The 19,851-nt window shown below is 61.3% G+C and carries 13 protein-coding genes; 6 read left to right on the forward strand and 7 right to left on the reverse strand.

What is annotated here, in order from left to right; translation table 11 throughout:
• Positions 1–72: 72 nt before the first annotated feature.
• From J3P79_RS14400 to J3P79_RS14410, 3 genes are read left to right on the forward strand one after another with little or no spacing between them, the layout of a single operon-like run.
• On the forward strand, positions 73–1,317 hold the full coding sequence (locus tag J3P79_RS14400) for an exonuclease SbcCD subunit D C-terminal domain-containing protein (protein ID WP_434603488.1): 1,245 nt from the start codon (positions 73–75) through the stop codon (positions 1,315–1,317).
• The gene (locus J3P79_RS14405; RefSeq protein WP_434603490.1) at positions 1,314–4,955 is read left to right on the forward strand and encodes an AAA family ATPase; all 3,642 of its coding nucleotides are present in this window, start codon (positions 1,314–1,316) and stop codon (positions 4,953–4,955) included. The genes J3P79_RS14400 and J3P79_RS14405 overlap by 4 nt, the downstream gene beginning before the upstream one ends.
• The gene (locus J3P79_RS14410) at positions 4,952–5,554 is read left to right on the forward strand and encodes a glutathione S-transferase (RefSeq protein ID WP_434603492.1); all 603 of its coding nucleotides are present in this window, start codon (positions 4,952–4,954) and stop codon (positions 5,552–5,554) included. The genes J3P79_RS14405 and J3P79_RS14410 overlap by 4 nt, the downstream gene beginning before the upstream one ends.
• 60 nt (positions 5,555–5,614) lie before the next feature.
• Here J3P79_RS14410 and J3P79_RS14415 read toward each other — a convergent pair whose 3' ends face one another.
• The 7 genes from J3P79_RS14415 to J3P79_RS14445 all read right to left on the reverse strand — a co-directional run bounded on the left by J3P79_RS14415 (position 5,615) and on the right by J3P79_RS14445 (position 12,053).
• Entirely contained in the window at positions 5,615–5,740 is a 126-nt protein-coding gene (locus tag J3P79_RS14415; protein ID WP_434603494.1) for a hypothetical protein, read from the reverse strand.
• A gap of 171 nt (positions 5,741–5,911) precedes the next feature.
• Complete coding sequence (locus J3P79_RS14420) at positions 5,912–6,091, reverse strand: hypothetical protein (RefSeq protein WP_018611529.1); 180 nt, start codon at positions 6,089–6,091, stop codon at positions 5,912–5,914.
• A 156-nt stretch (positions 6,092–6,247) separates the two neighbouring features.
• A complete protein-coding gene (locus tag J3P79_RS14425; RefSeq protein WP_434603496.1) occupies positions 6,248–7,423 on the reverse strand; it encodes a lactonase family protein in 1,176 nt (391 codons plus the stop codon).
• Entirely contained in the window at positions 7,410–7,706 is a 297-nt protein-coding gene (locus tag J3P79_RS14430; protein ID WP_198726304.1) for a DUF5629 family protein, read from the reverse strand. Before J3P79_RS14430 ends, J3P79_RS14425 begins: the two co-directional genes overlap by 14 nt.
• A gap of 231 nt (positions 7,707–7,937) precedes the next feature.
• Positions 7,938–9,518: an aldehyde dehydrogenase (NADP(+)) gene (locus J3P79_RS14435; protein ID WP_434603499.1), complete on the reverse strand. Its 1,581-nt coding sequence runs from the start codon at positions 9,516–9,518 to the stop codon at positions 7,938–7,940.
• Between the two features lie 13 nt (positions 9,519–9,531).
• Positions 9,532–10,524 carry an AraD1 family protein gene (araD1, locus tag J3P79_RS14440; RefSeq protein WP_434603501.1) on the reverse strand — a complete coding sequence of 331 codons (993 nt, stop codon included), beginning with the start codon at positions 10,522–10,524 and terminating at the stop codon, positions 9,532–9,534.
• 206 nt (positions 10,525–10,730) lie between these two features.
• Positions 10,731–12,053, reverse strand: a complete 1,323-nt coding sequence (locus J3P79_RS14445; RefSeq protein ID WP_434603503.1) for an MFS transporter — start codon at positions 12,051–12,053, stop codon at positions 10,731–10,733.
• A 193-nt stretch (positions 12,054–12,246) separates the two neighbouring features.
• Between J3P79_RS14445 and J3P79_RS14450 the strand changes: the two genes are divergently transcribed.
• The 3 genes from J3P79_RS14450 (at position 12,247) to J3P79_RS14460 (ending at position 19,713) form a co-directional block, all read left to right on the forward strand.
• Entirely contained in the window at positions 12,247–13,983 is a 1,737-nt protein-coding gene (locus J3P79_RS14450) for an IlvD/Edd family dehydratase (RefSeq protein ID WP_434603505.1), read from the forward strand.
• Positions 13,984–14,188: 205 nt separating this feature from the next.
• Positions 14,189–14,914: a FadR/GntR family transcriptional regulator gene (locus tag J3P79_RS14455; RefSeq protein ID WP_434611473.1), complete on the forward strand. Its 726-nt coding sequence runs from the start codon at positions 14,189–14,191 to the stop codon at positions 14,912–14,914.
• A gap of 113 nt (positions 14,915–15,027) precedes the next feature.
• On the forward strand, positions 15,028–19,713 hold the full coding sequence (locus tag J3P79_RS14460) for a dermonecrotic toxin domain-containing protein (RefSeq protein WP_434603507.1): 4,686 nt from the start codon (positions 15,028–15,030) through the stop codon (positions 19,711–19,713).
• The last annotated feature ends 138 nt before the right edge of the window (positions 19,714–19,851 follow it).

Raw genomic sequence — 19,851 nt, forward strand, 5'->3', positions numbered from 1 at the left:
GTTTCCCAGTAAACTCTGCATTTTTGCGCCGCCTCTCTTCCTGCGGCCATCGTCTGTTTTCTGGAGTCTGCCTTGCGTCTGTTTCACACCTCCGATTGGCACCTGGGGCAAAACCTCCACGGCCAGGATCGCGACTTCGAACACGCCTGTTTCCTTGATTGGCTGCTGCGTCAGTTGGCCAGCGAAAAGCCCGACGCGCTGCTGATCGCCGGCGATATCTTCGACACCGTCAACCCACCGGTCAAAGCTCAGGAGCGCCTGTACGATTTCATCGTCAGCGCCCACGAACAGAACGCCAACCTGACCATCGTCATGATCGCCGGCAACCACGACTCTGGCTCGCGCATCGAATTGCCGGCGCCGTTGATGCGCCGCTTGCGCACCCATGCCCTGGGCCGCGTCCTGTGGCTGGACGATGGACTGCTCGACGTCGAGCGTCTGCTGCTGCCATTGCCTGATGCCAAGGGTAAGGTCCGGGCCTGGTGCCTGGCCCTGCCGTTCCTGCGACCGGCCGAGGTCACGGGCGCACAACTGGGAGATGATTATTTGCGGGGCATCGGCCAGGTACATGAATGGCTGATTGCAGCCGCCAACGCCAAGCGCAAGAAGGGCCAGGCGCTGATCGCCGTCAGTCATGCGCACATGGCCGGCGGCTCGGTATCGGAAGATTCCGAGCGCAGCCTGATCATCGGCAACGCCGAAGCCCTCCCGGCCAGCCTGTTCGGCCCGAGCATCACTTATGTCGCCCTCGGCCACTTGCACAAGCCGCAGAAGGTCAACGGCGAGGAACGCATTCGCTACAGCGGATCGCCGATTCCATTGTCGTTTTCCGAGATCGGCTACCGACACCAGATCCTCGACATCACCTTGGACGGCGAAACCCTGGTGAACGTCGAGCCACGGCTGATTCCCCGCGCCGTCAACTTGCAACGCCTGGGCCCGGCCCCGCTGGCCGATATCCTGGTGCAACTGAACGATTTGCCGGACATCGACCTGCTGGCAGACATTCATCGCCAGCCCTGGCTGGAAGTCCGGGTGCGCCTCGATGAACCGCAGCCGGACCTGCGACATCAGGTGGAAACCGCGCTGCAAGGCAAAGCCGTGCGGCTGGTACGGATCGCCGCCGAGTACGCCGGAAGCGGCAGCTCCAGCGATGCCGACGAGAGTGCGGGGCTGATCGAACTGGACCAGCTCAGCCCGCAGGAACTGTTCAGCCGCGCCTGGCAGGACACCTACGGCAGCGCGGTCGATGAACAGACCCTCAAGGATTTCGCCGTGCTGTTACAGGATGTGCAGATGGAGAGCGAACAGCCATGAAAATCCTCGCGATCCGCCTCAAGAACCTCGCCTCCCTGGCTGGGCCATTCGAAATCGATTTCACCGTCGACCCCTTGGCCAGCGCCGGCCTGTTTGCCATCACCGGCCCTACGGGCGCGGGCAAGAGCACTTTGCTCGATGCCTTGTGCCTGGCGTTGTTTGGCGCGGTACCGCGCCTGAACAACACCGGTCGTGACGCCAAGGTGCCCGATGCCGACGGCGAAATCGCCACGGGCGATCCACGCACGCTGCTGCGCCGGGGTACCGGCGATGGGTATGCCGAAGTGGATTTCCGCGGCATCGACGGTCGCCGCTACCGAGCCCGCTGGGAGGCCAATCGTGCCCGGGAAAAAGCCGCCGGCAAGCTGCAAGCCAGCCGCCAGAGCCTGCGGGACCTGGATAATGACCAACTGCTTGCCAGCCAGAAAGGCGAATACAAAGCGCAACTGGAAGCTGTCCTCGGCCTTAACTTCGAACAGTTCACCCGTGCCGTGCTGCTGGCCCAGAGCGAGTTCAGCGCCTTCCTCAAGGCCGACGACAACGACCGCAGCGAATTGCTGGAAAAGCTCACCGACACCGCCCTGTATACGCGCCTCGGCCGCCGCGCCTTCGACAAGGCCAAGCAGGCCAAGGAAACCCACAAGCAGCTGCAAGACCAAGCCAGCGGTGTCACGCCACTGCCTCCCGAAGCCCGCGCCGAGCTGGACCAGCGTTTCAATGAAGCCCAGCAGCAACTCAAGACCCAACAGGCGCAGCTCAAGCAACTGGAGCAACAACAAGCCTGGCTCAAGGACCTGCGCCAGTTGCAGGATGAACAGGCCAGCGCCGTCGAACAACTGCAACAGGCCCAGGCCGATTGGGACTCGCAGGCCGACGGACGCCTGAAGCTGATCCGCCTGGAACAACTGGCGCCCCAGCGGCATCAATTCATCCGCCAAGCGGAACTGACCCGACAGCTCGACCCGCTGGCGGCCAGGATCCAGCAGTTGACCCAGCAGCACGTCGAGCTGCATGAACGGCAGGCCGAGCTGGAAAAAAACCTGGGCGTCGCGCAACTGGCCCTGGCCGCCGCTCGCCAGCAAAGCGTCGACTGCACGCCACTGCTACGCCAGGCCTTCGATGAACAAAGCAGCCTCGCCCGCCTGACCAAGGAGGTCGAACAAGGCGCCGAGCAGTTGCGGCAGGCCCAACAGGCTGCCATCGACGGCCAGCGCACCCACGACACCTTGCTGGAACAACAAAAACAGGTTGGCGAGCGCCTTGGGCAGATCGCGGCCGAACTGGAACAAAGCACTGACCTCGCACCGCTGGGCGATGCCTGGAGCGCCTATCGCGATCGGCTCCAGCAATTGATGCAGGTCGGCAATCGGTTGAACCAGGGCCAGGACGAACTCGTGCTGCTGGAGCAAAACGCCGCTCGCGCCGCCGAGGACCTGGCAATCCGTCGGCAGAGCCTCGAAGTGCTCTACAAGGAGGCCGGCGCCGAACCGCAGGCGGTGGCCGAACAGATCCAGTTGCTTGGCAATCTGCTGCAGGACAACCGCAAGCAGTTGCGCGCGTTCGAAGACCTTGCCCGGCTTTGGGCCAGTCAGCAGGACCTGGACAAACGTGTCGCCGAACTGGAACAACGCCAGCAACGCGCCTTGCAGGAACGCGACCGACTGGTGCGCGAAGGCAGCGAAGCCAAGGCCGAGCTGGCAATCGCCGAACAGACTTGGACCGTGACCCGCGAACTGCTGGAACGCCAGCGCCTGGCCCGCAGCGAAAGCGTCGAGCAACTGCGCGAACAGCTGCAGGATAACCACCCTTGCCCGGTGTGTGGCAGCGTTGAACATCCCTACCACCAACCCGAAGCGCTGCTGGAAAGCCTTGGGCGCTTCGATGAAAGCGAACAGGCCAACGCCCGCAAGGCGGTGGACGTCCTCAACGAAAAAGTCATTGACCTGCGGGCCCGATACAGCGGAGTCATCGCCCAGCTCAAGGAGTTCAAACAGCAACAGGAACAACTCGCCGCGCAGCAACAAAGCCTCGCGCCAAGCCTCGAAGCCCATCCATTGTCGGAACAGTTGCTGGCTCAGGATCCAGACAAGCGCGACGCCTGGCTGACCCAGCAAACCGGACAGCTGAACCAACTCATCAGCCAGGACGAACAACGCCAAGCCGCCTTGCTCACGCTGCAACAGGACGCCGCGCGCCTGACACAGCAACTGCGCGATGCAGAGACAGCCAGCCAGCAAGCCGCGCAACACTTGAATAATCAGCTACAGGCACTGGCCCGAGACCGCCAGCGCCTGGATGAGGAGCTTGAGCACTTCAGCGCGCTCTTGCCGGCCGACACATTGCAGGCCCTGCGCAGTGAACCGGCCGCCACGTTCATGCAGCTCGATCAGCGTATCACCCAGCGCCTGGCGCAACTGGAACAGCAACGCGAAGAGCTCGCCGAGCAACTTCAGCGTCAGCAAGTCCTGGAGAAAGAACAGGACCGCCAGCATGTCCGCGTGCAGCATTTGGAATCGGCGCAGCGCCAGTCCAGTGCCCTGGACGAGCAACACCAGGCCTGCCAGGAAAAACTTCGCCAACTGCTCGGCGAACACAGCAGCGCCGAACAGTGGCAGCAGCAACTCGACCTGGCGCTGGAGCAGGCGCGCCACGCCGAGGCAACCGCCAATCAACAGTTGCAGGATCTGCGCAACAGCCTTGTGCAATTGGCTGCCGAACTCAAGGCCCGGCATGAACAGGCCCAGGCCCTTGAGACTGAACAACAGACCTTGGCCGCGAGCATCGCCCAATGGCGCAGCGCCCACCCTGAACTTGACGATGCAGCGCTCGATGCCCTGATCAGCCTTGATGAGCAGCACGTCGTCCAATTGCGACAACGCCTGATCAACAGCGAAAAAGCCATCGAGCAGGCCCGTGTATTGCTCACCGAGCGCGAGCAGCGGCTGCAAAACCACCAGTCGCAACACAACGGCAACCTGCAGGCCGATCAGTTGGCCGAAGCCCTGGCCACGCTTCAGGGACTGTTCGCCGCCAGTGAACAACGTTGTGCTGAGCTGCGTGCCGAACAGGCCGAGGACCAGCGCCGACAAAGCGCCAACCAGGCTCTCGCCCAGCAGATCGAGCAAGCCTATGCCGAGTACCAACGCTGGGCGCGCCTGGACGCATTGATCGGCTCGGCGACCGGCGACCGTTTCCGCAAACTGGCCCAGGCGTATAACCTCGACTTGCTGGTCCACCACGCCAACGCCCAGTTGCGACAATTGGTTCGCCGCTACCGACTCAAGCGCGGCGGCAGCATGCTCGGCCTGCTGGTGATGGACACGGAAATGGGCGATGAATTGCGCTCGGTGCATTCGTTGTCCGGCGGCGAAACCTTCCTTGTCTCCCTGGCCTTGGCGCTGGGCCTGGCCTCGATGGCGTCCAACACACTGAGAATCGAATCGCTGTTCATCGACGAAGGCTTCGGCAGTCTCGATCCCGAGTCGCTGCAACTGGCAATGGACGCTCTCGACGGTTTGCAGGCCCAGGGCCGCAAGGTCGCGGTCATCTCCCACGTGCAGGAAATGCATGAGCGGATCCCGGTGCAGATCCAGGTTCGGCGTCAAGGAAACGGTTTGAGCACGGTGGAGGTGAAATGAGCCACGTCACGCTGTACTCCTTCCGCCGCTGCCCCTACGCGATGCGCGCCCGCATGGCGCTGCGCTACAGCGGTATCGCGCTGGACATCGTCGAAGTCAGCCTCAAGGCCAAGCCAGCCGAAATGCTCGCGCTGTCGAGCAAAGGCACCGTGCCGGTGTTGCATGCCGACGGGCAAGTCATCGATGAAAGCCTGGAGATCATGCGCTGGGCCCTGGACCAGCATGACCCGCAGGATTGGAGGCTGGCGGACGACCCCGAGAGGCGTGCGCTGACGGCAACCTTGATCGAAGAAAACGACCAGGTCTTCAAGCTCAATCTGAACCGCTACAAATACCCGGAGCGTCATCCCGAACACTCAGCAGTCCATTATCGGAGCGAAGGCGAAGTCTTTCTGCGAAAGCTGGAAGGACTGCTCGGAACCCGGAAATACCTCGCCTCGGGTCACCTGAGCCTGGCGGATGTGGCGCTGATGCCGTTCGTGCGCCAATTCGCCCATGTCGACCGCCACTGGTTCACCCAGGCGCCCTACCCTCGGCTGCAGGAATGGTTGCAGGGCCTGCTCGATTCAGAGCTGTTCGTGGCAATCATGGCCAAGTAAATCCTGGTCCGCCGAGTGCGCTTTTGTGGCGAGGGAGTTCGACGAGCTGACCTGAACCTATCAGTCGTGAATCAGACTCAATAATCGCTCGCGAGCCACTTCCAGTTCACCGGAAACGGGCTGGGCAGCCGAAACAATCGGGGTGGAGTAGAGAAACAGCAGCATCATTGCCAGACGCATCGCCATGGTGTCGATCCTTATCAGTAAGGAGTCAATTAACTAGCGTCAAATTTAAACACATGGCCATGTGATATCACAACGGGATTTTCTTCCCGGAACGACGAAGCCTGCGATCTTTTCTCTCCCTGGCATTCACCAGGAAACGAAAAGATCGCAGGCTTCAGTGGTCAGCGTGTTTCAGTGTTGAGTCTTGTGATCCAGCGCGGCGTAGAAATTGGCGCTTTGTTGCAGGTATTTCTCGGTGTAACTCTGGGTGCGGTTTTTCTTGTCGCTGATCTCGATACTGGCACTGGCGGGCAATGCCACAGTGGCGGAGATGGCGGAAGCGGCGATCACGGAAAAAAGATTCAGGTTCATGGCGGTAGTCCTCGGATTCAGTTGGCTGCTTTGCCCGGTGGGGCCGTGAAGCAAACTTACGCGCCGAGGCGTCTCGTCTTGAAATGCTTTGTAATACTAGCGACTATCAGCCCCGTTGATACAACGGCGAAGGTCCCGAAAGTCGGGGCCTCCACGTCATTGACGAACCATGAATTTCACGTCGCTCGGTGCATCCATCGGAAGTTTCTGGACCGTTTTTCCCAGCAGGCCCGTCTTGGGATCGCGTTCGATGACGACAATCTGATTGCTCTTCTGATTGGCGACCAAGACGAATCTTTCGCTCGGATCGAGGCTGAACTCGCGGGGATGATCACCCTCGACGGAGCGTCGCTGCAGCTCCTTCAAGGTGCCGGAGGCCGGGTCGACGGCGAACACCAACATTTCGTTGGTGATGCCACGGTTGCTGACGTACAGGAACTTGCCGTCCCTGGAGGCATGCAGCGCTGCTGCCGCTTTACCTGGCTGGGGCTTTCCGTCGGCCAGATCGACCAGCTGACGCTGAGTCAGGCGACCGTCCTGGTAATCGAATACCGCGACCTGGGCGGTCATCTCCATGGTCAGCCAGGCGTGCTTGCCGTCGCCACTGAACAACAGATGGCGCGGCCCGCTACCCGGTGGCAGCTGCACGAACGGCGGATCGGCAGGCGTCAGCGGCAGCTCGGGGTTGGCCTTGGGGTCGTAGCGATAGACGAACACCTTGTCCGCCCCAAGGTCATTGGCGAACACATACTGGCCATCGGGTGACGGCACCGCGGAATGCACATGACCGGACTTCTGCCGCTCGGGATTGACCCCACTCGGCTGATGGCTGCCCGACTGCACCACCGGCGCCAGCTTGCCGTCCGCGCCCACGGGCAGCACCACCAGCGTGCCGCCCGGGTTTTCCAGGACGGAATAGTTGCTGACCAGCAAATGCTGGCCATCGTGACTCAAACTGGAATGGGTCGGCTCGTTGCCCAGGGATTGCACCTGATTGATCAGGCTCAACTCATGGGTCTTCGGGTCGATGGCGTAGCTGCTGACCTTGCCCACCGGGTCTTTCTGGCCCGGCCCGTTTTCGTTGACGACGAACAACCGGGTCATGTCCTTGGAAAAGGTCAGCCAGGAAGGATTATGGGTCTTGATCACTTGCAGCGGGTTGGCATCGAGCTGGCCGGTGCGGCTGTCGAACTGCAGCCGGTAGATGCCCTGGCTCTGGCCCGCCGTGTAGGAACCCACCAGCACTTGGTAATGCTCGGTAGTCTGCGCCTGGACGCCCATGGCGCCGACGCTACCGGCCATCAACAAGGGCCAGAAGCTACGCATCTTCATGGTCGGAGTCCTCATCGTCGTGGCCGCTGGTGGCTTCCACGCATTCCAGGTGGTGATCGCCCGAATCGCTGGTGATGATCCAATGCTTCAGGGCTTTGTCGAAGGTCGCGGCCTGCATCTGCGTCGGGGTAAAACGCCAATGCTCAAGGGTGCGGCCGTTCATGCACTCGACGTGCAACTGATCCTGCTCGTCGAGGGAGAAATCGAATGCATGCAGCCCGTCGATAATCAGCATGTCGCAGTGTTCGAGGGCGTGCAGCAGGGTGTCGTTCAAGGCAGTCATGTCGATCAGTCGTTCATTGGGAAAGGCGGCATGATAACCCAATGTCAGAGTGGGGCTTGGGCCATAAGGTTCGAAGGCACTTTCGATTGGAAGATCGCCATCGCGAGCAAGCTCGCTCCCACAATTGGATCTTCCGCGAACACAACTTTTGCATTCACAAAAAATCCCCTGTGGGAGCGAGCTTGCTCGCGATGACGGCAGTCCATCAACCTCAATGGAACTGCCTGACTCTTAAAGCGCCTCGCGCCCCGGCACTCCATCCACCAACCGCAGGATACCCAGCGGGTTGGCGTTCTTCAGCGGTTCCGGCAGCAGATTGTCCGGATAGTTCTGGAAGCACACCGGGCGCAGGAAGCGATCGATCGCCAGCGTGCCCACCGAGGTGCCGCGGGCATCGGACGTCGCTGGGTAAGGCCCACCGTGCACCATCGAATCGCACACCTCAACGCCAGTTGGATAACCGTTGAGCAAGATGCGCCCCACCTTCTGCTCCAGCAGCGGGGTCAGTTCGCCGAACTGTTCGAAATCCGCCGGTTCGCCAATCATCGTGGCGGTGAGTTGGCCGTGCAGGCCGTTCAGCGCGGCGGTCAGTTGCGCCTGGTCGGCGACTTCGACGAACACCGTGGTCGGGCCGAAGACCTCTTCCTGCAACGCCTCGTCGCCGTTGATCAACAGGCTGGCGTCGGCCTTGAACAACTGCGGCTGGGCCTGGTTGCCTTGCTGATCGCGACCGGCCAGGTGTTCGATGCCTGGGTGAGCCAGGAGTTTTTGCAGACCCTTGCCGTAGCTTTGCAGCGTACCGGCATTGAGCATGGTCTGCGGCGCCTGGTCGCCGATCAGCGTAGCCACCTGCTGGGTGAAGGCAGTAAATTGCGGCGAGCGAATGCCGATCACCAGGCCGGGGTTGGTGCAGAACTGGCCGCAGCCTTGTACCACCGAGGCGGTCAGGTCGCGGGCAACGCTCTCGGCACGGTTTTTCAAGGCTTGTGGCAAAACGATCACCGGGTTGATGCTCGACATTTCGGCGAATACCGGGATCGGCTGGGGACGCGCCGCCGCCATGTCGCACAGCGCACGGCCGCCCTTGAGGGAACCGGTGAAACCGACCGCCTGGATCGACGGATGCTTGACCAGCCATTCGCCGACGCCACCGCCGTAGATCATGTTGAATACGCCAGCGGGCATCGAGGTTTTCTCCGCTGCGCGAATGATCGCATCGGCCACGTGTTCGGCGGTTGCCATGTGGCCGCTGTGGGCCTTGAACACGACCGGGCAACCGGCTGCCAGGGCGGCGGCGGTATCACCACCGGCAGTGGAAAACGCCAGCGGGAAGTTGCTGGCGCCGAACACCGCCACCGGCCCCAGGCCGATGCGGTATTGACGCAGGTCCGGGCGCGGCAGTGGCGTGCGTTCCGGCAAGGCCCGGTCGATGCGGGCGCCGTAGAAATCGCCACGACGCAGGACCTTGGCGAACAGGCGCATCTGGCCACTGGTGCGGCCGCGCTCGCCCTGGATCCGGGCGGCTGGCAGTGCGGTTTCACGGCAGACCACGGCGACGAATTCATCGCCCAGGGCATCCAGCTCATCGGCGATGGCGTCGAGGAACTCGGCCCGACGCGCAGCGCTCAGGCTGCGATAGGCTGGATACGCCGCCGCAGCGGCCTTGGCGGCGGCGTCGACTTCTTCTGCCGTGGCTTGGACAAATTCATGGGGCAAGGCCTCGCCGGTGCTGGCGTCGACGCTCTGCAGGCGAGTCTGGCCGGCTGCGCTACGCGCACCGCCGATGTAGTTGTGGCCAAGGATCTGGTTCATCGCAAGTCTCCTCTCAAAGTGTGCCGATAGTACCCGGATTGAACGCCGCGTCCACCGGGGCAATGCCATTGACCAGCGGCGCGCCAAACTCGGCCTGGCTGATCTCGAACACATCCCCCGGCTGGGTGCGAATGCCGTCGGCGAACGACAGCGTCGCGGTGCCGAAGAAATGAACGTGCACATCGCCGGGGCGCAGGAACTGGCTGTACTTGAAGTGGTGGAACTCCAGGTTTTCGAGGCTGTGGCACATGTTCGCCTCGCCGCTGAGGAATTCGTTTTGCCACAGCACTTCACCGTTGCGCAGGATACGACTGGTCCCGGACAGATGTTGAGGCAATTCACCCACGCGAAGTTCCGGGCCAAAGCTGCAACTGCGCAGTTTCGAATGGGCCAGGTAAAGGTAGTTCTTGCGCTCCATGACATGATCGGAGAATTCATTGCCTACCGCGAAGCCCAGGCGATAAGGCTTGCCGTCGTGGCCGATGACGTAAAGGCCGCTGATCTCCGGCTCTTCGCCAGCGTCTTCGGCAAACGGTGGCAGTGGGAACGGATGCCCCGGACGGACCACGATGCTGCCGTCACCTTTGTAGAACCATTCCGGTTGCACGCCGGCCTGCCCGGCCTGGGGTTTGCCGCCCTCCACGCCCCATTTGAAGATGCGCATGGTGTCGGTCATGGCGCTTTCATCGCCTGCCTGCTGGTGCATCTTGTCCCGGGCCGAAGCACTGCCGAGGTGGGTGAGGCCGGTGCCGCTGACCAACAGGTGCGCCGGGTCCGGGTGATCCAGCGGCGGCAGGATGCGTAGTTCGCCCAGCAATTGCGCGTAATCATGGCTCGCCCCAAGGCCCAGGCCGTTGACCTGCTGCTCGAGCTTCACGCCTGCTTCGATGGCGGCCAGCGCCAGGTCGCGCACCGTGTTCGCACCCCGTACTTCGCGCACCTGCTCGCCATCGACGACACCGACGCGGCGTTCGCCATTACTCAATTCGAACTGAACTAAACGCATGGGTTTTCTCCCTATAAACAAAAACATGAATAGGCGTAGCAGGCTTTTGTGGCGAGGGAGCTTGCTCCCGCTGGGGGGCGAAGCCCCCCAACTCCAGGCACCGCATTTATTCAGGCAAAACACAGCGCGTGTTTTGCGACTGCTGCGCAGTCGAGCGGGAGCAAGCTCCCTCGCCACAAAAGCTCTCTTTCACAACTGCAATAAGTTCAGCTACGCGTCGCCCCGCGGGCGCTTGCCGCAAACTGGTCCGCCGGCAGCACATGCTTGCGCTCCAACAGGCGATAGACCACGCCCGTCAGCACCAGGCCAAACACCATCACGCAAGCCAGGAAATACAACCCTGAAGCCAGGTTACCGGTGTACTCCTTCAGCGCACCGATCACGAACGGCCCGATATAGCCACCGAGGTTACCCACCGAGTTGATCAACGCAATGCCCGCCGCCGCACTCGCGCCGGCAAAGAACCGTCCCGGCAAGGTCCAGAACACCGCCGTGCAGGAAAACAGCGCGAACGCCACCAGGCACAATGCCGCCAGTTGCAACACCGGCACCGACAGCCAGGCACTGAGGAACAGGCCGATGGCACCGAGCACGTACAACACGGCCAGGTGACCGTAGCGGTCATTCAAGCGGTCGGAGCTGCGTGGAATGATCAGCAGGCCGACGATCCCGAAGATATACGGCACGGAAGAGACGAAACCGGTGACCAGATCACTGCCACCGAACTGCTTGATAAGCGTCGGCAACCACAAGCCCAGGCCATAGATGCTCAAGGTCACGGGCAAGTAGAACAGCGCCAGCAGCAAGACACGCTTGTCCTTGAGGGCATGGAGCGGATTGCCGTGGCGGGTCTGTCCGTACTCCTGCAGGTCTTTTTGCAGCTCACCGGTGAGCCAGTCCTTCTCGGACTGGTCCATCCATTTCACCTGTTGCGGGCCGTCCGGCAGGTAACGCAGCACCGGCCAGGTCAACAGCACCGCCGGCAGGCCGATGACGATGAACAGCCATTGCCAGCCGTGCAGGCCAAGGATGCCGTCCATGCCCAGCAAACCACCGGACACCGGCCCGGTGATCATCATCGCGATGGGTTGGGAAAGAATGAACAGCCCGAGGATCTTGCCGCGATGGCGTACCGGGAACCATTGGGTGATGTAGTACAGCACGCCCGGGAAGAACCCGGCTTCGGCCGCGCCCAGCAAGAAGCGCATCACATAGAAGCTATAGGGCCCTTGCACGAACGCCATGCCGATGGTGATCGCGCCCCAGGTGATCATGATCCGGGCGAACCAACGCCGGGCACCGAAGCGTTCGAGCATCAGGTTGCTGGGGATCTCCAGCAGGAAATAACCGATGAAAAACAGCCCTGCACCCAAGCCATAGGCGGCGTCGCCAATGCCGATGTCGGCGCCCATGTGCAGTTTGGCAAAGCCCACCGCCGAGCGGTCCACGTAGGCGATCAGATACAGCAGGATCAGGAAGGGAATCAGTTTGAGAGTGATGCGACGGATAAGCCGCAATTCCTGGCTCATGGGACCGGTCTCCGATTGTTGTTGTTATAGAACCTCGGGGGATTTCTCTCGCGAATGACCGCCAGGACAATCCCTCCGTTGAATCGGACTATATAGTAATACTATTTGCCCAACAACACTTCCAAACCGCGCAAATTGCGCTTATGTTACGCTTCAGCTCGAACAATATAGTCATACAATAAGAGAATCGATCATGTCTGATAAGAAACCCTCCCTGCGCTCGGCCCAATGGTTTGGCACTGCCGACAAGAACGGCTTCATGTACCGCAGCTGGATGAAAAATCAGGGCATCGCCGACCATCAGTTCCACGGCAAGCCGATCATCGGCATCTGCAACACCTGGTCGGAGCTGACGCCGTGCAACGCGCACTTCCGGCAGATCGCCGAGCACGTCAAGCGCGGCGTGATCGAGGCCGGGGGCTTCCCGGTGGAATTCCCGGTGTTCTCCAACGGCGAATCGAACCTGCGCCCCACCGCCATGCTGACCCGCAACCTGGCAAGCATGGACGTGGAAGAGGCCATTCGCGGCAACCCGATTGACGGCGTGGTGCTGCTCACCGGTTGCGACAAGACCACCCCAGCCTTGCTGATGGGCGCCGCCAGTTGCGACGTGCCGGCCATCGTCGTCACCGGCGGGCCGATGCTCAACGGCAAGCACAAGGGCCAGGACATCGGCTCCGGCACGGTGGTCTGGCAATTGAGCGAACAGGTCAAGGCCGGCACCATCACCATCGACGATTTCCTCGCGGCCGAGGGCGGCATGTCCCGCTCGGCCGGTACCTGCAACACCATGGGCACGGCCTCGACCATGGCTTGCATGGCTGAAGCCCTTGGCACTTCCCTGCCCCACAACGCCGCGATACCGGCCGTGGATGCCCGTCGTTATGTGCTGGCCCACATGTCCGGCATGCGTGCCGTGGAAATGGTCCGTGAAGATCTGAAACTGTCGAAGATCCTGACCAAGGAAGCCTTCGAAAACGCGATCCGTGTCAACGCGGCCATCGGCGGCTCGACCAACGCGGTGATCCACCTCAAGGCCATCGCCGGACGCATCGGCGTGCAACTGGACCTGGACGACTGGACCCGTATCGGGCGCGGCATGCCGACCATCGTCGACCTGCAGCCGTCCGGGCGTTTCCTGATGGAAGAGTTCTACTACGCCGGCGGCCTGCCCGCCGTGCTGCGGCGCCTCGGCGAAGCCAACTTGATCCCGCACCCGAACGCCTTGACCGTCAACGGCAAGAGCCTTGGCGACAACACCAAGGACGCACCGATTTACGGCCAGGACGAAGTCATCCGCACCCTGGACAATCCGATCCGCGCCGACGGCGGCATCTGCGTGCTGCGCGGCAACCTGGCGCCGTTGGGCGCAGTGCTCAAGCCATCCGCCGCCACGGCGGAGCTGATGCAGCATCGTGGCCGCGCGGTGGTGTTCGAGAACTTCGACGAGTACAAGGCGCGTATCAATGACCCGGAACTGGACGTCGACGCCGACTCGATCCTGGTCATGAAGAATTGCGGGCCGAAGGGTTATCCGGGCATGGCTGAAGTGGGAAACATGGGCTTGCCGGCCAAGCTGTTGGCCCAGGGCGTTACGGACATGGTGCGTATTTCCGACGCACGCATGAGCGGCACCGCCTACGGCACCGTGGTTCTGCACGTAGCACCGGAAGCCGCTGCCGGCGGTCCTTTGGCCGCCGTGAAAGAAGGCGACTGGATCGAACTCGACTGTGCCAGCGGCCGCCTGCACCTGGACATCCCGGATGCCGAACTCGCCGCGCGCCTGGCTGACCTGGCGCCACCCCAGCAATTGCTCGTAGGCGGCTACCGCCAGCTGTACATCGACCATGTGCTGCAAGCGGACCAGGGTTGCGATTTCGATTTCCTGGTGGGCTGCCGCGGTGCCGAAGTGCCGCGTCACTCTCACTGACCCCGTCACCTCCCTGTGGGAGCGAGCTTGCTCGCGATGGCGTCGGATCAGCCGGATCATTGCTGACTGACCCACCGCTATGGCGAGCAAGCTCGCTCCCACAAGGGATCTGCATCTATCCGAAAACTCGGACTAGCGACCCGCCATCGCCGCGCCTGCTATCATGCGCAGCACTTCCCTCGCCGACAGGATCGCGCCGCGTCCCATGGATTACCGCAAACCCTCCGACCGCAAAAGCATGCACGCGCGCATCGTCCAGGAACTGGGCATGCAGATCGTTTCCGGGCGCTTCAAGCCGGACGATAAATTGCCCGCCGAGGCCTCGCTGTGCGAAGAGTATGCGGTCAGCCGCCCGGTGTTGCGTGAAGCCACGCGAGTGCTGGTCGCCAAGGGCCTGGTGTATTCGCGCCCGCGCGTGGGCACGGTGGTCAAGGCCCGTCGGGAATGGCACATGCTCGACCCGGACGTGCTGCACTGGTTGATGCAAAGCAGCCCGCAAAACGAGTTCTTTGGCCTGCTCACCAGCGTGCGCAGCATCATCGAGCCAGCCGCAGCAGCCCTGGCCGCCCAGTTCGCCACCGACGAAGACATCGCCGCCATCAACGAAGCCTACCAGCGCATGGAGGCCGCCCCGACCCCCGAGGCGCTGCTGCAACCGGACCTGGATTTCCACAGTCGTATCGCCGAAGCCACCCACAACGACCTGCTCGCTAACCTCTGCAATATGTTGTCGGTGGCGATCGCCGAAGCCCTGAAGCACTCCAACCAGCGGCCCAACCTGCATGAACTGGCGATGCCGCGACACAAAGCCATTCTCACCGCCATCGAGAATCGTGATGCCCTCGGCGCGCGCCATGCCACGCTGGTGCAACTGGACGATGCCCGCAGCGCACTGAACGTGGTGCTAGGCAGCGATTCCACCCAGGCCTGACTCAACGCCCGCGTCACCAGTGGTATTTATATACCGCACGCGGGGGAAGGGAATCCCGACACTTGACTCTCGTCGTCATCCCGACGGCCGTGAGTTTTGGAAAAGGATTTCTTATGACCTCGCCCTCACAAGCTGAAAGCGTCTGCATCTTCGAAGAGAACGTCAGCCGGCAATTCAGCGATCGCCCGACCTTCGAGCGGCTGACGCAACAGATGCTCGAACAAGCCATCAAGGCAAGATACCCCTCGCTGGTCATCGACCTGGCGCGCACTCACCTGGCAATGCCGGATGCGGTCGGTCAGGGCTGGAGCTTCAAGCCGTTCATGCCTCTGGTACTCGACTACCTGGCCCTCGGCACCCCCATAAACTTCAGTTCCAACGGCAATTTCGGCTGTTATCTCTCCGACACGATCCCACGCCGCCTCCGGCCCGATGTCGGCAACCTGGACATGAAGGTGATTGAAAAGCTGGTGCTCGAGCTGCCTTGGACAGTGCCCATCGGCTTTGACGACGCACTGGCTCGCTATTGGAATACCGACATCGCCAGCAGCCCCAGAGCTGACTCCGGCGTTCGCAACAGCCACTGGCTATGGCTCAGCGACTCACTCAAGAACAAGCTGCACATCCAGGGACTGGAACAGCCGGGACTGTCTGAACCGGCACGCGAAGCCCTGGATCAGATCGTCCGTTGGCCAGACCGTGGGCAACGCTTCAGCCACAACCTTCCCCCCGTCTATGCCTACAGCCTGGCAAGCACCCTCATCGAGGGCACGTCCAAGACCGTGCTGCCCAGCAGCGATATCCTGCTGCTCCACTACACCCAAAGCGGCCTGGTCATCTTGCTGTGCAGCGCCGGCGGCGCCGTTCAGTCCTTCGACTCGATCGAATCCTTTAACAACCACTGGCGTGCCCGGATCGTCGACCGCTATGTCGTCGACACCATTACCTGCAATCGCTACGAGATTGACGGCAACGTCTTCGATACCCAGGCTGCCAGGGTATTGGAGCAGCAATTGGCGGACTTGAAGGCGGTCAAGCTACCTTCGGGCATTGGCGTGCAGGATCTCAAGGCGCTCTACCGCGAGCTGAGTGATCCGGCTCGATACTTGCGCGACACCCCCAATCTCAGCGCAGACACCGCGGCACAACTCAGGCAGTTACTTCCCGAATGGCTGAAGAACGCATCCCTTGCCGACCGGATGAGTTTCCAACGCTACAGCCTGGCACTGGCCAGCGCGAAAAAACGCGATCAAGGCCGAGCCCGTCTCAACGACATCCGGACCTTCACCGCTGACGCCCTGCTTGCGCGGATGCAGCAAACCAACCGCAGCAGTCCAGCCAAGGTCCCGTCCCGCTCGTTTCATCCCGACGATATTGAACTGACGTTCACGGTCTCGGCGGGGTACCCGGGGACCGTGGGTATCAGCGAGAAAAGGACCATGAACCTGACCCAGTTGGCCATCGACAATCTGGTCTCGCGGCCCAGTGGCCAGCTGAAGCTCAGTCATCGCCTTGGCCAGGCATTGCCGGCGTGGTTGACGCCAGACTTCATTACCCGCACCGACGGATTGATCCAGCAGGTGGACATCGGTAGGACCTATCCTCGCTACCTGCAACAGGAACTGCTGGACGAATCGTCCCAAGCGCAGGGACACCAACGGATATTTGCCGAACAGATCTCGGCGCACCTGCCGCTTGAAGCACTGCAAAACACGCTGAATCACGAAAACGGCATGACTCGCCAAGGGTTGCGCCGGGTAGAGGCGGTCCTGCAACTCAACGCCGAGGACCGCCGGATTGACGGAGATCTCGTGGTCATCCGGCACTTGGCCTTTCTGCGCGAGCCCCATGCCCGGCCCGACATCGTGAGCAACATGTTCCTCATCGAGGCGCAAGACGTCACAGCCGGTCCGCACGTTTTGTATCGCCCGCTCTATGCGCCTGCCCTACTGGAGTTCCCGACACGCCAGGCACTGTTGCAAGCGGTCGCCAGCGCCGGGGACTTGCAACACAGCGTCCTGACCTGGCTGTCCGATACCGCCCGCCCTATATACGCCAACGGTGGCTTCGCCGAGCCGCACATCGTGCGGTTCTTCCAGGGCGACGAATTCAGCGCGCCCGAGAAACCCGACCCGGCCACGCTCGCCACCGATGGGGCCAATGATGAATTATTTCAGTACCTGGGCAACGGAAAATTGCTGGAGTACCTCTACGGCTGCAATGCCCAAGCCCTGATCACCCAGGCTGACCGCAATTCGGTGTCCAACAGTGAAAGCCGCTGGGCAGTGCTGCTCAAAGGCGGCAGCCTGCTGTTCAATACGCTCCTGTTTCCGCTGCTGCGCGGCCCGGCCCTCGCCAGCGTCTGGCTGTGGAGCCTGATGGCCAGCGCCAGCCAGGATATCCCAGCGCTGCTCAGCGACGATTCGGCGACACGGGAGCTGGCCGCCGTCGATTTGCTGGTCAACCTGGCCATGCTGGTGACCCAGCTGTCGTCGATCCGTGCGCCTTCGCCTGTCACCGTGTCCGTACCCATCAAGAACCAGGCAATGCGCGCGCCCGCCAGTCGCGTCATCCCTGAGCAATGGCCCGCCGCAGCCCTGCCAGACATGCTGGAAGGCCCCGTGACCTTGCCAGGCGCCGACACTCCAGGCGCAACCCTGGATTTCAATTTCACCAATGCTCGCGCCCGCCTGACGCCAGAGCAACGCACGCAATTGCGGCGCATGGAAGTGCCACGGCCCACAAGACTACCGGAACCCATAAGACAGGGTCCGTTCACCGGTCTGTACGTGATCGATAACGCCTGGAATGCGCTGGTTGAGGGTCACCTGTATCGAGTCGACACGGAATCGGACGGCAGCGTCACGATCATCGACCCGACCACCCACTCACGCCAGGGACCACTGCTGCAATCGGACGGGCAAGGTACCTGGTCGTTGGACTTGCGCCTGCGCTTGCGAGGAGGAATGCCGCCCAAGCGCATCGCCGAGCAACGTCGTCTCAATGCGCAAGAAAAGGTCGACTTGATCAACAAGCTGGGGTCGTTGACGGTGCGGGAAGCCGACCAACGAAGAGCCTTGGACGTTGCCGAACAAGTGATGACGATATTCGAGCGAGGAAACACGTTCAGCCCGGAGCAGCGCGCGCTCAAACGCAAGGTCGTTTATGACGTACTTAACGATCACATTCAGTTCTATATGGAACTACTCGACAGCGCGCCCAAACGCGCCAGCTTAGGTATCGAGCTGCATCCAGATATCATCTACGGTTGTATCGAGCATATAGTCAATAAGGCCAGCCGGGCGTATAGCGTCGCAAAAATGGACTTTATCGCCATCAAAACGGCGCTTCGCCGATTCGATGATCACCCTATGCCAGCCGATGCCATCCTCGCGGATTTTGAAGGCTACTTGAAGCTTTACGATGCGCTGGCAGACGTCAATGATCGCAAGATCTATTGCCTGGAACTCGAGGATCGATACCTGGACATGTTATTGAACATGGGTACAAGGGGCGCCCAGCTATACGAACGTCTGTCCCAAGAGCATCCAGTAAGCAAAATAGACGCGACAAGCATCAAAACCGTGCAGTTGCCTGTGCTTGCGATGCTGGCGATCAAACGAAGCAAAACAGACCTGCCTGAGAGCTTGGGTCGTATCGTCCTACCGTTGCGCGAGCATGTGCTCACGTACGCCAGCATGCGTTCCTACGATGTACCTGCATCGGAACACGTTCAAGTGTTGGAAAGTTTGACGGAGCACTTTGGTCAGGCGCTGGATGCGCTGGAAGGGACGAAAGCCATGTACGCTGAGAACATCCATGAATCCTATTTCAACAGGCTGGTCGAGCTGGTCAAAGGGCTCTATGAAGAGGCTTCAGCGAAGCTCGCGGCAGAAGTCAAACCGGACCCAAAACCGAGCAGGCGCCAGCCAAGACGTCAGCAGCCACCGTCAGCGCACCCCGGCAAACAACTGATCAACACCCGAAACAGCGGCGTGCTGATCGGCGATCTGAAGCCGGCCGGCACCTCGTTGCCGATCGAAGTCGTCGAGCTGCGCTCCGAAGTCGATAACCAGGTGATCGCGACCTATTCACGCCACGATGACGTATGGGACGTTGTCGAGGTCAAGCGACCGGTTACCGTACCAAGAACCCGAGCCATCAAGACGATCAAGGACGATGCGCAAAAACTGCTCGAACAGCTCGATACGCGTTTACGCAGGGCTGAGGGCTATAAAACACGTTGCCGTCACCCCCAGGAAATCGAAGAGATCCTGGACAACGAGGCGAGTCGCTACCGCACGCTCTCAGCGGAACTCGACAGGGCTTTCACGGTTTCAGGAACATCCCCCACGCCAGCGGATCAAGCCTTGAGCCAGCAATTGTCCCTGGCCATTGCCAGCCTGGCCACCAAGGGCACCGCCCTGCGCACCGAATTGAGCCTGAAATTGCCGCCCACCGATGGCAACCTTCGATACCTGTTTGAAAAAAAGCTGATACACGTCGCGCGCCTTGGCGAGCGCAAGGCCTTGAAAGGAACCCGCAAGGATTTCCTTCAGGAATACGCCATCAACGACGTTGACGGTTTTCCCCTCTGGTATGCGCACTTTCACTACGAAACGGCCGAGACGCCGAAAGCCGGCTACAGCGTCGCGCATCTGAAAACCAAGGCGCAACGCCGGGAGCACTATCACTCTCTGCTGGCCAAGGCTGATAGCCCCTATGCGGTGGTAAATGTGCACCGTGGTCAGATTGGCAAATTCCTGGCCCGCGACAAATTCTTGCCACTGGCGCCTTGATCAGGACCAAAAGCCGCCGTTCCAGGACGGCGGCTTTTGCCTTCGATCATCTATCACTATTGGACCTCTGCGAGGTGATAACTATGTACCACCCGTACAGGAGATGTGCATCGATACTCGTATCGTCGTCAATGCCGG

It is taken from the genome of Pseudomonas sp. R1-7 (assembly GCF_051132105.1).
Classification (GTDB): Bacteria; Pseudomonadota; Gammaproteobacteria; order Pseudomonadales; family Pseudomonadaceae; genus Aquipseudomonas.

Excerpts from the sequence above, each read along its gene's own strand:
- J3P79_RS14405 (WP_434603490.1), top strand. The coding sequence starts at position 1,314 with ATGAAAATCCTCGCGATCCGCCTCAAGAACCTCGCCTCCCTGGCTGGG.
- J3P79_RS14410 (WP_434603492.1), top strand. The coding sequence starts at position 4,952 with ATGAGCCACGTCACGCTGTACTCCTTCCGCCGCTGCCCCTACGCGATG.
- J3P79_RS14415 (WP_434603494.1), bottom strand. The coding sequence starts at position 5,740 with ATGGCGATGCGTCTGGCAATGATGCTGCTGTTTCTCTACTCCACCCCG.
- J3P79_RS14420 (WP_018611529.1), bottom strand. The coding sequence starts at position 6,091 with ATGAACCTGAATCTTTTTTCCGTGATCGCCGCTTCCGCCATCTCCGCC.
- J3P79_RS14425 (WP_434603496.1), bottom strand. The coding sequence starts at position 7,423 with ATGAAGATGCGTAGCTTCTGGCCCTTGTTGATGGCCGGTAGCGTCGGC.
- J3P79_RS14430 (WP_198726304.1), bottom strand. The coding sequence starts at position 7,706 with ATGACTGCCTTGAACGACACCCTGCTGCACGCCCTCGAACACTGCGAC.
- J3P79_RS14435 (WP_434603499.1), bottom strand. The coding sequence starts at position 9,518 with ATGAACCAGATCCTTGGCCACAACTACATCGGCGGTGCGCGTAGCGCA.
- araD1 (WP_434603501.1), bottom strand. The coding sequence starts at position 10,524 with ATGCGTTTAGTTCAGTTCGAATTGAGTAATGGCGAACGCCGCGTCGGT.
- J3P79_RS14445 (WP_434603503.1), bottom strand. The coding sequence starts at position 12,053 with ATGAGCCAGGAATTGCGGCTTATCCGTCGCATCACTCTCAAACTGATT.
- J3P79_RS14450 (WP_434603505.1), top strand. The coding sequence starts at position 12,247 with ATGTCTGATAAGAAACCCTCCCTGCGCTCGGCCCAATGGTTTGGCACT.
- J3P79_RS14455 (WP_434611473.1), top strand. The coding sequence starts at position 14,189 with ATGGATTACCGCAAACCCTCCGACCGCAAAAGCATGCACGCGCGCATC.
- J3P79_RS14460 (WP_434603507.1), top strand. The coding sequence starts at position 15,028 with ATGACCTCGCCCTCACAAGCTGAAAGCGTCTGCATCTTCGAAGAGAAC.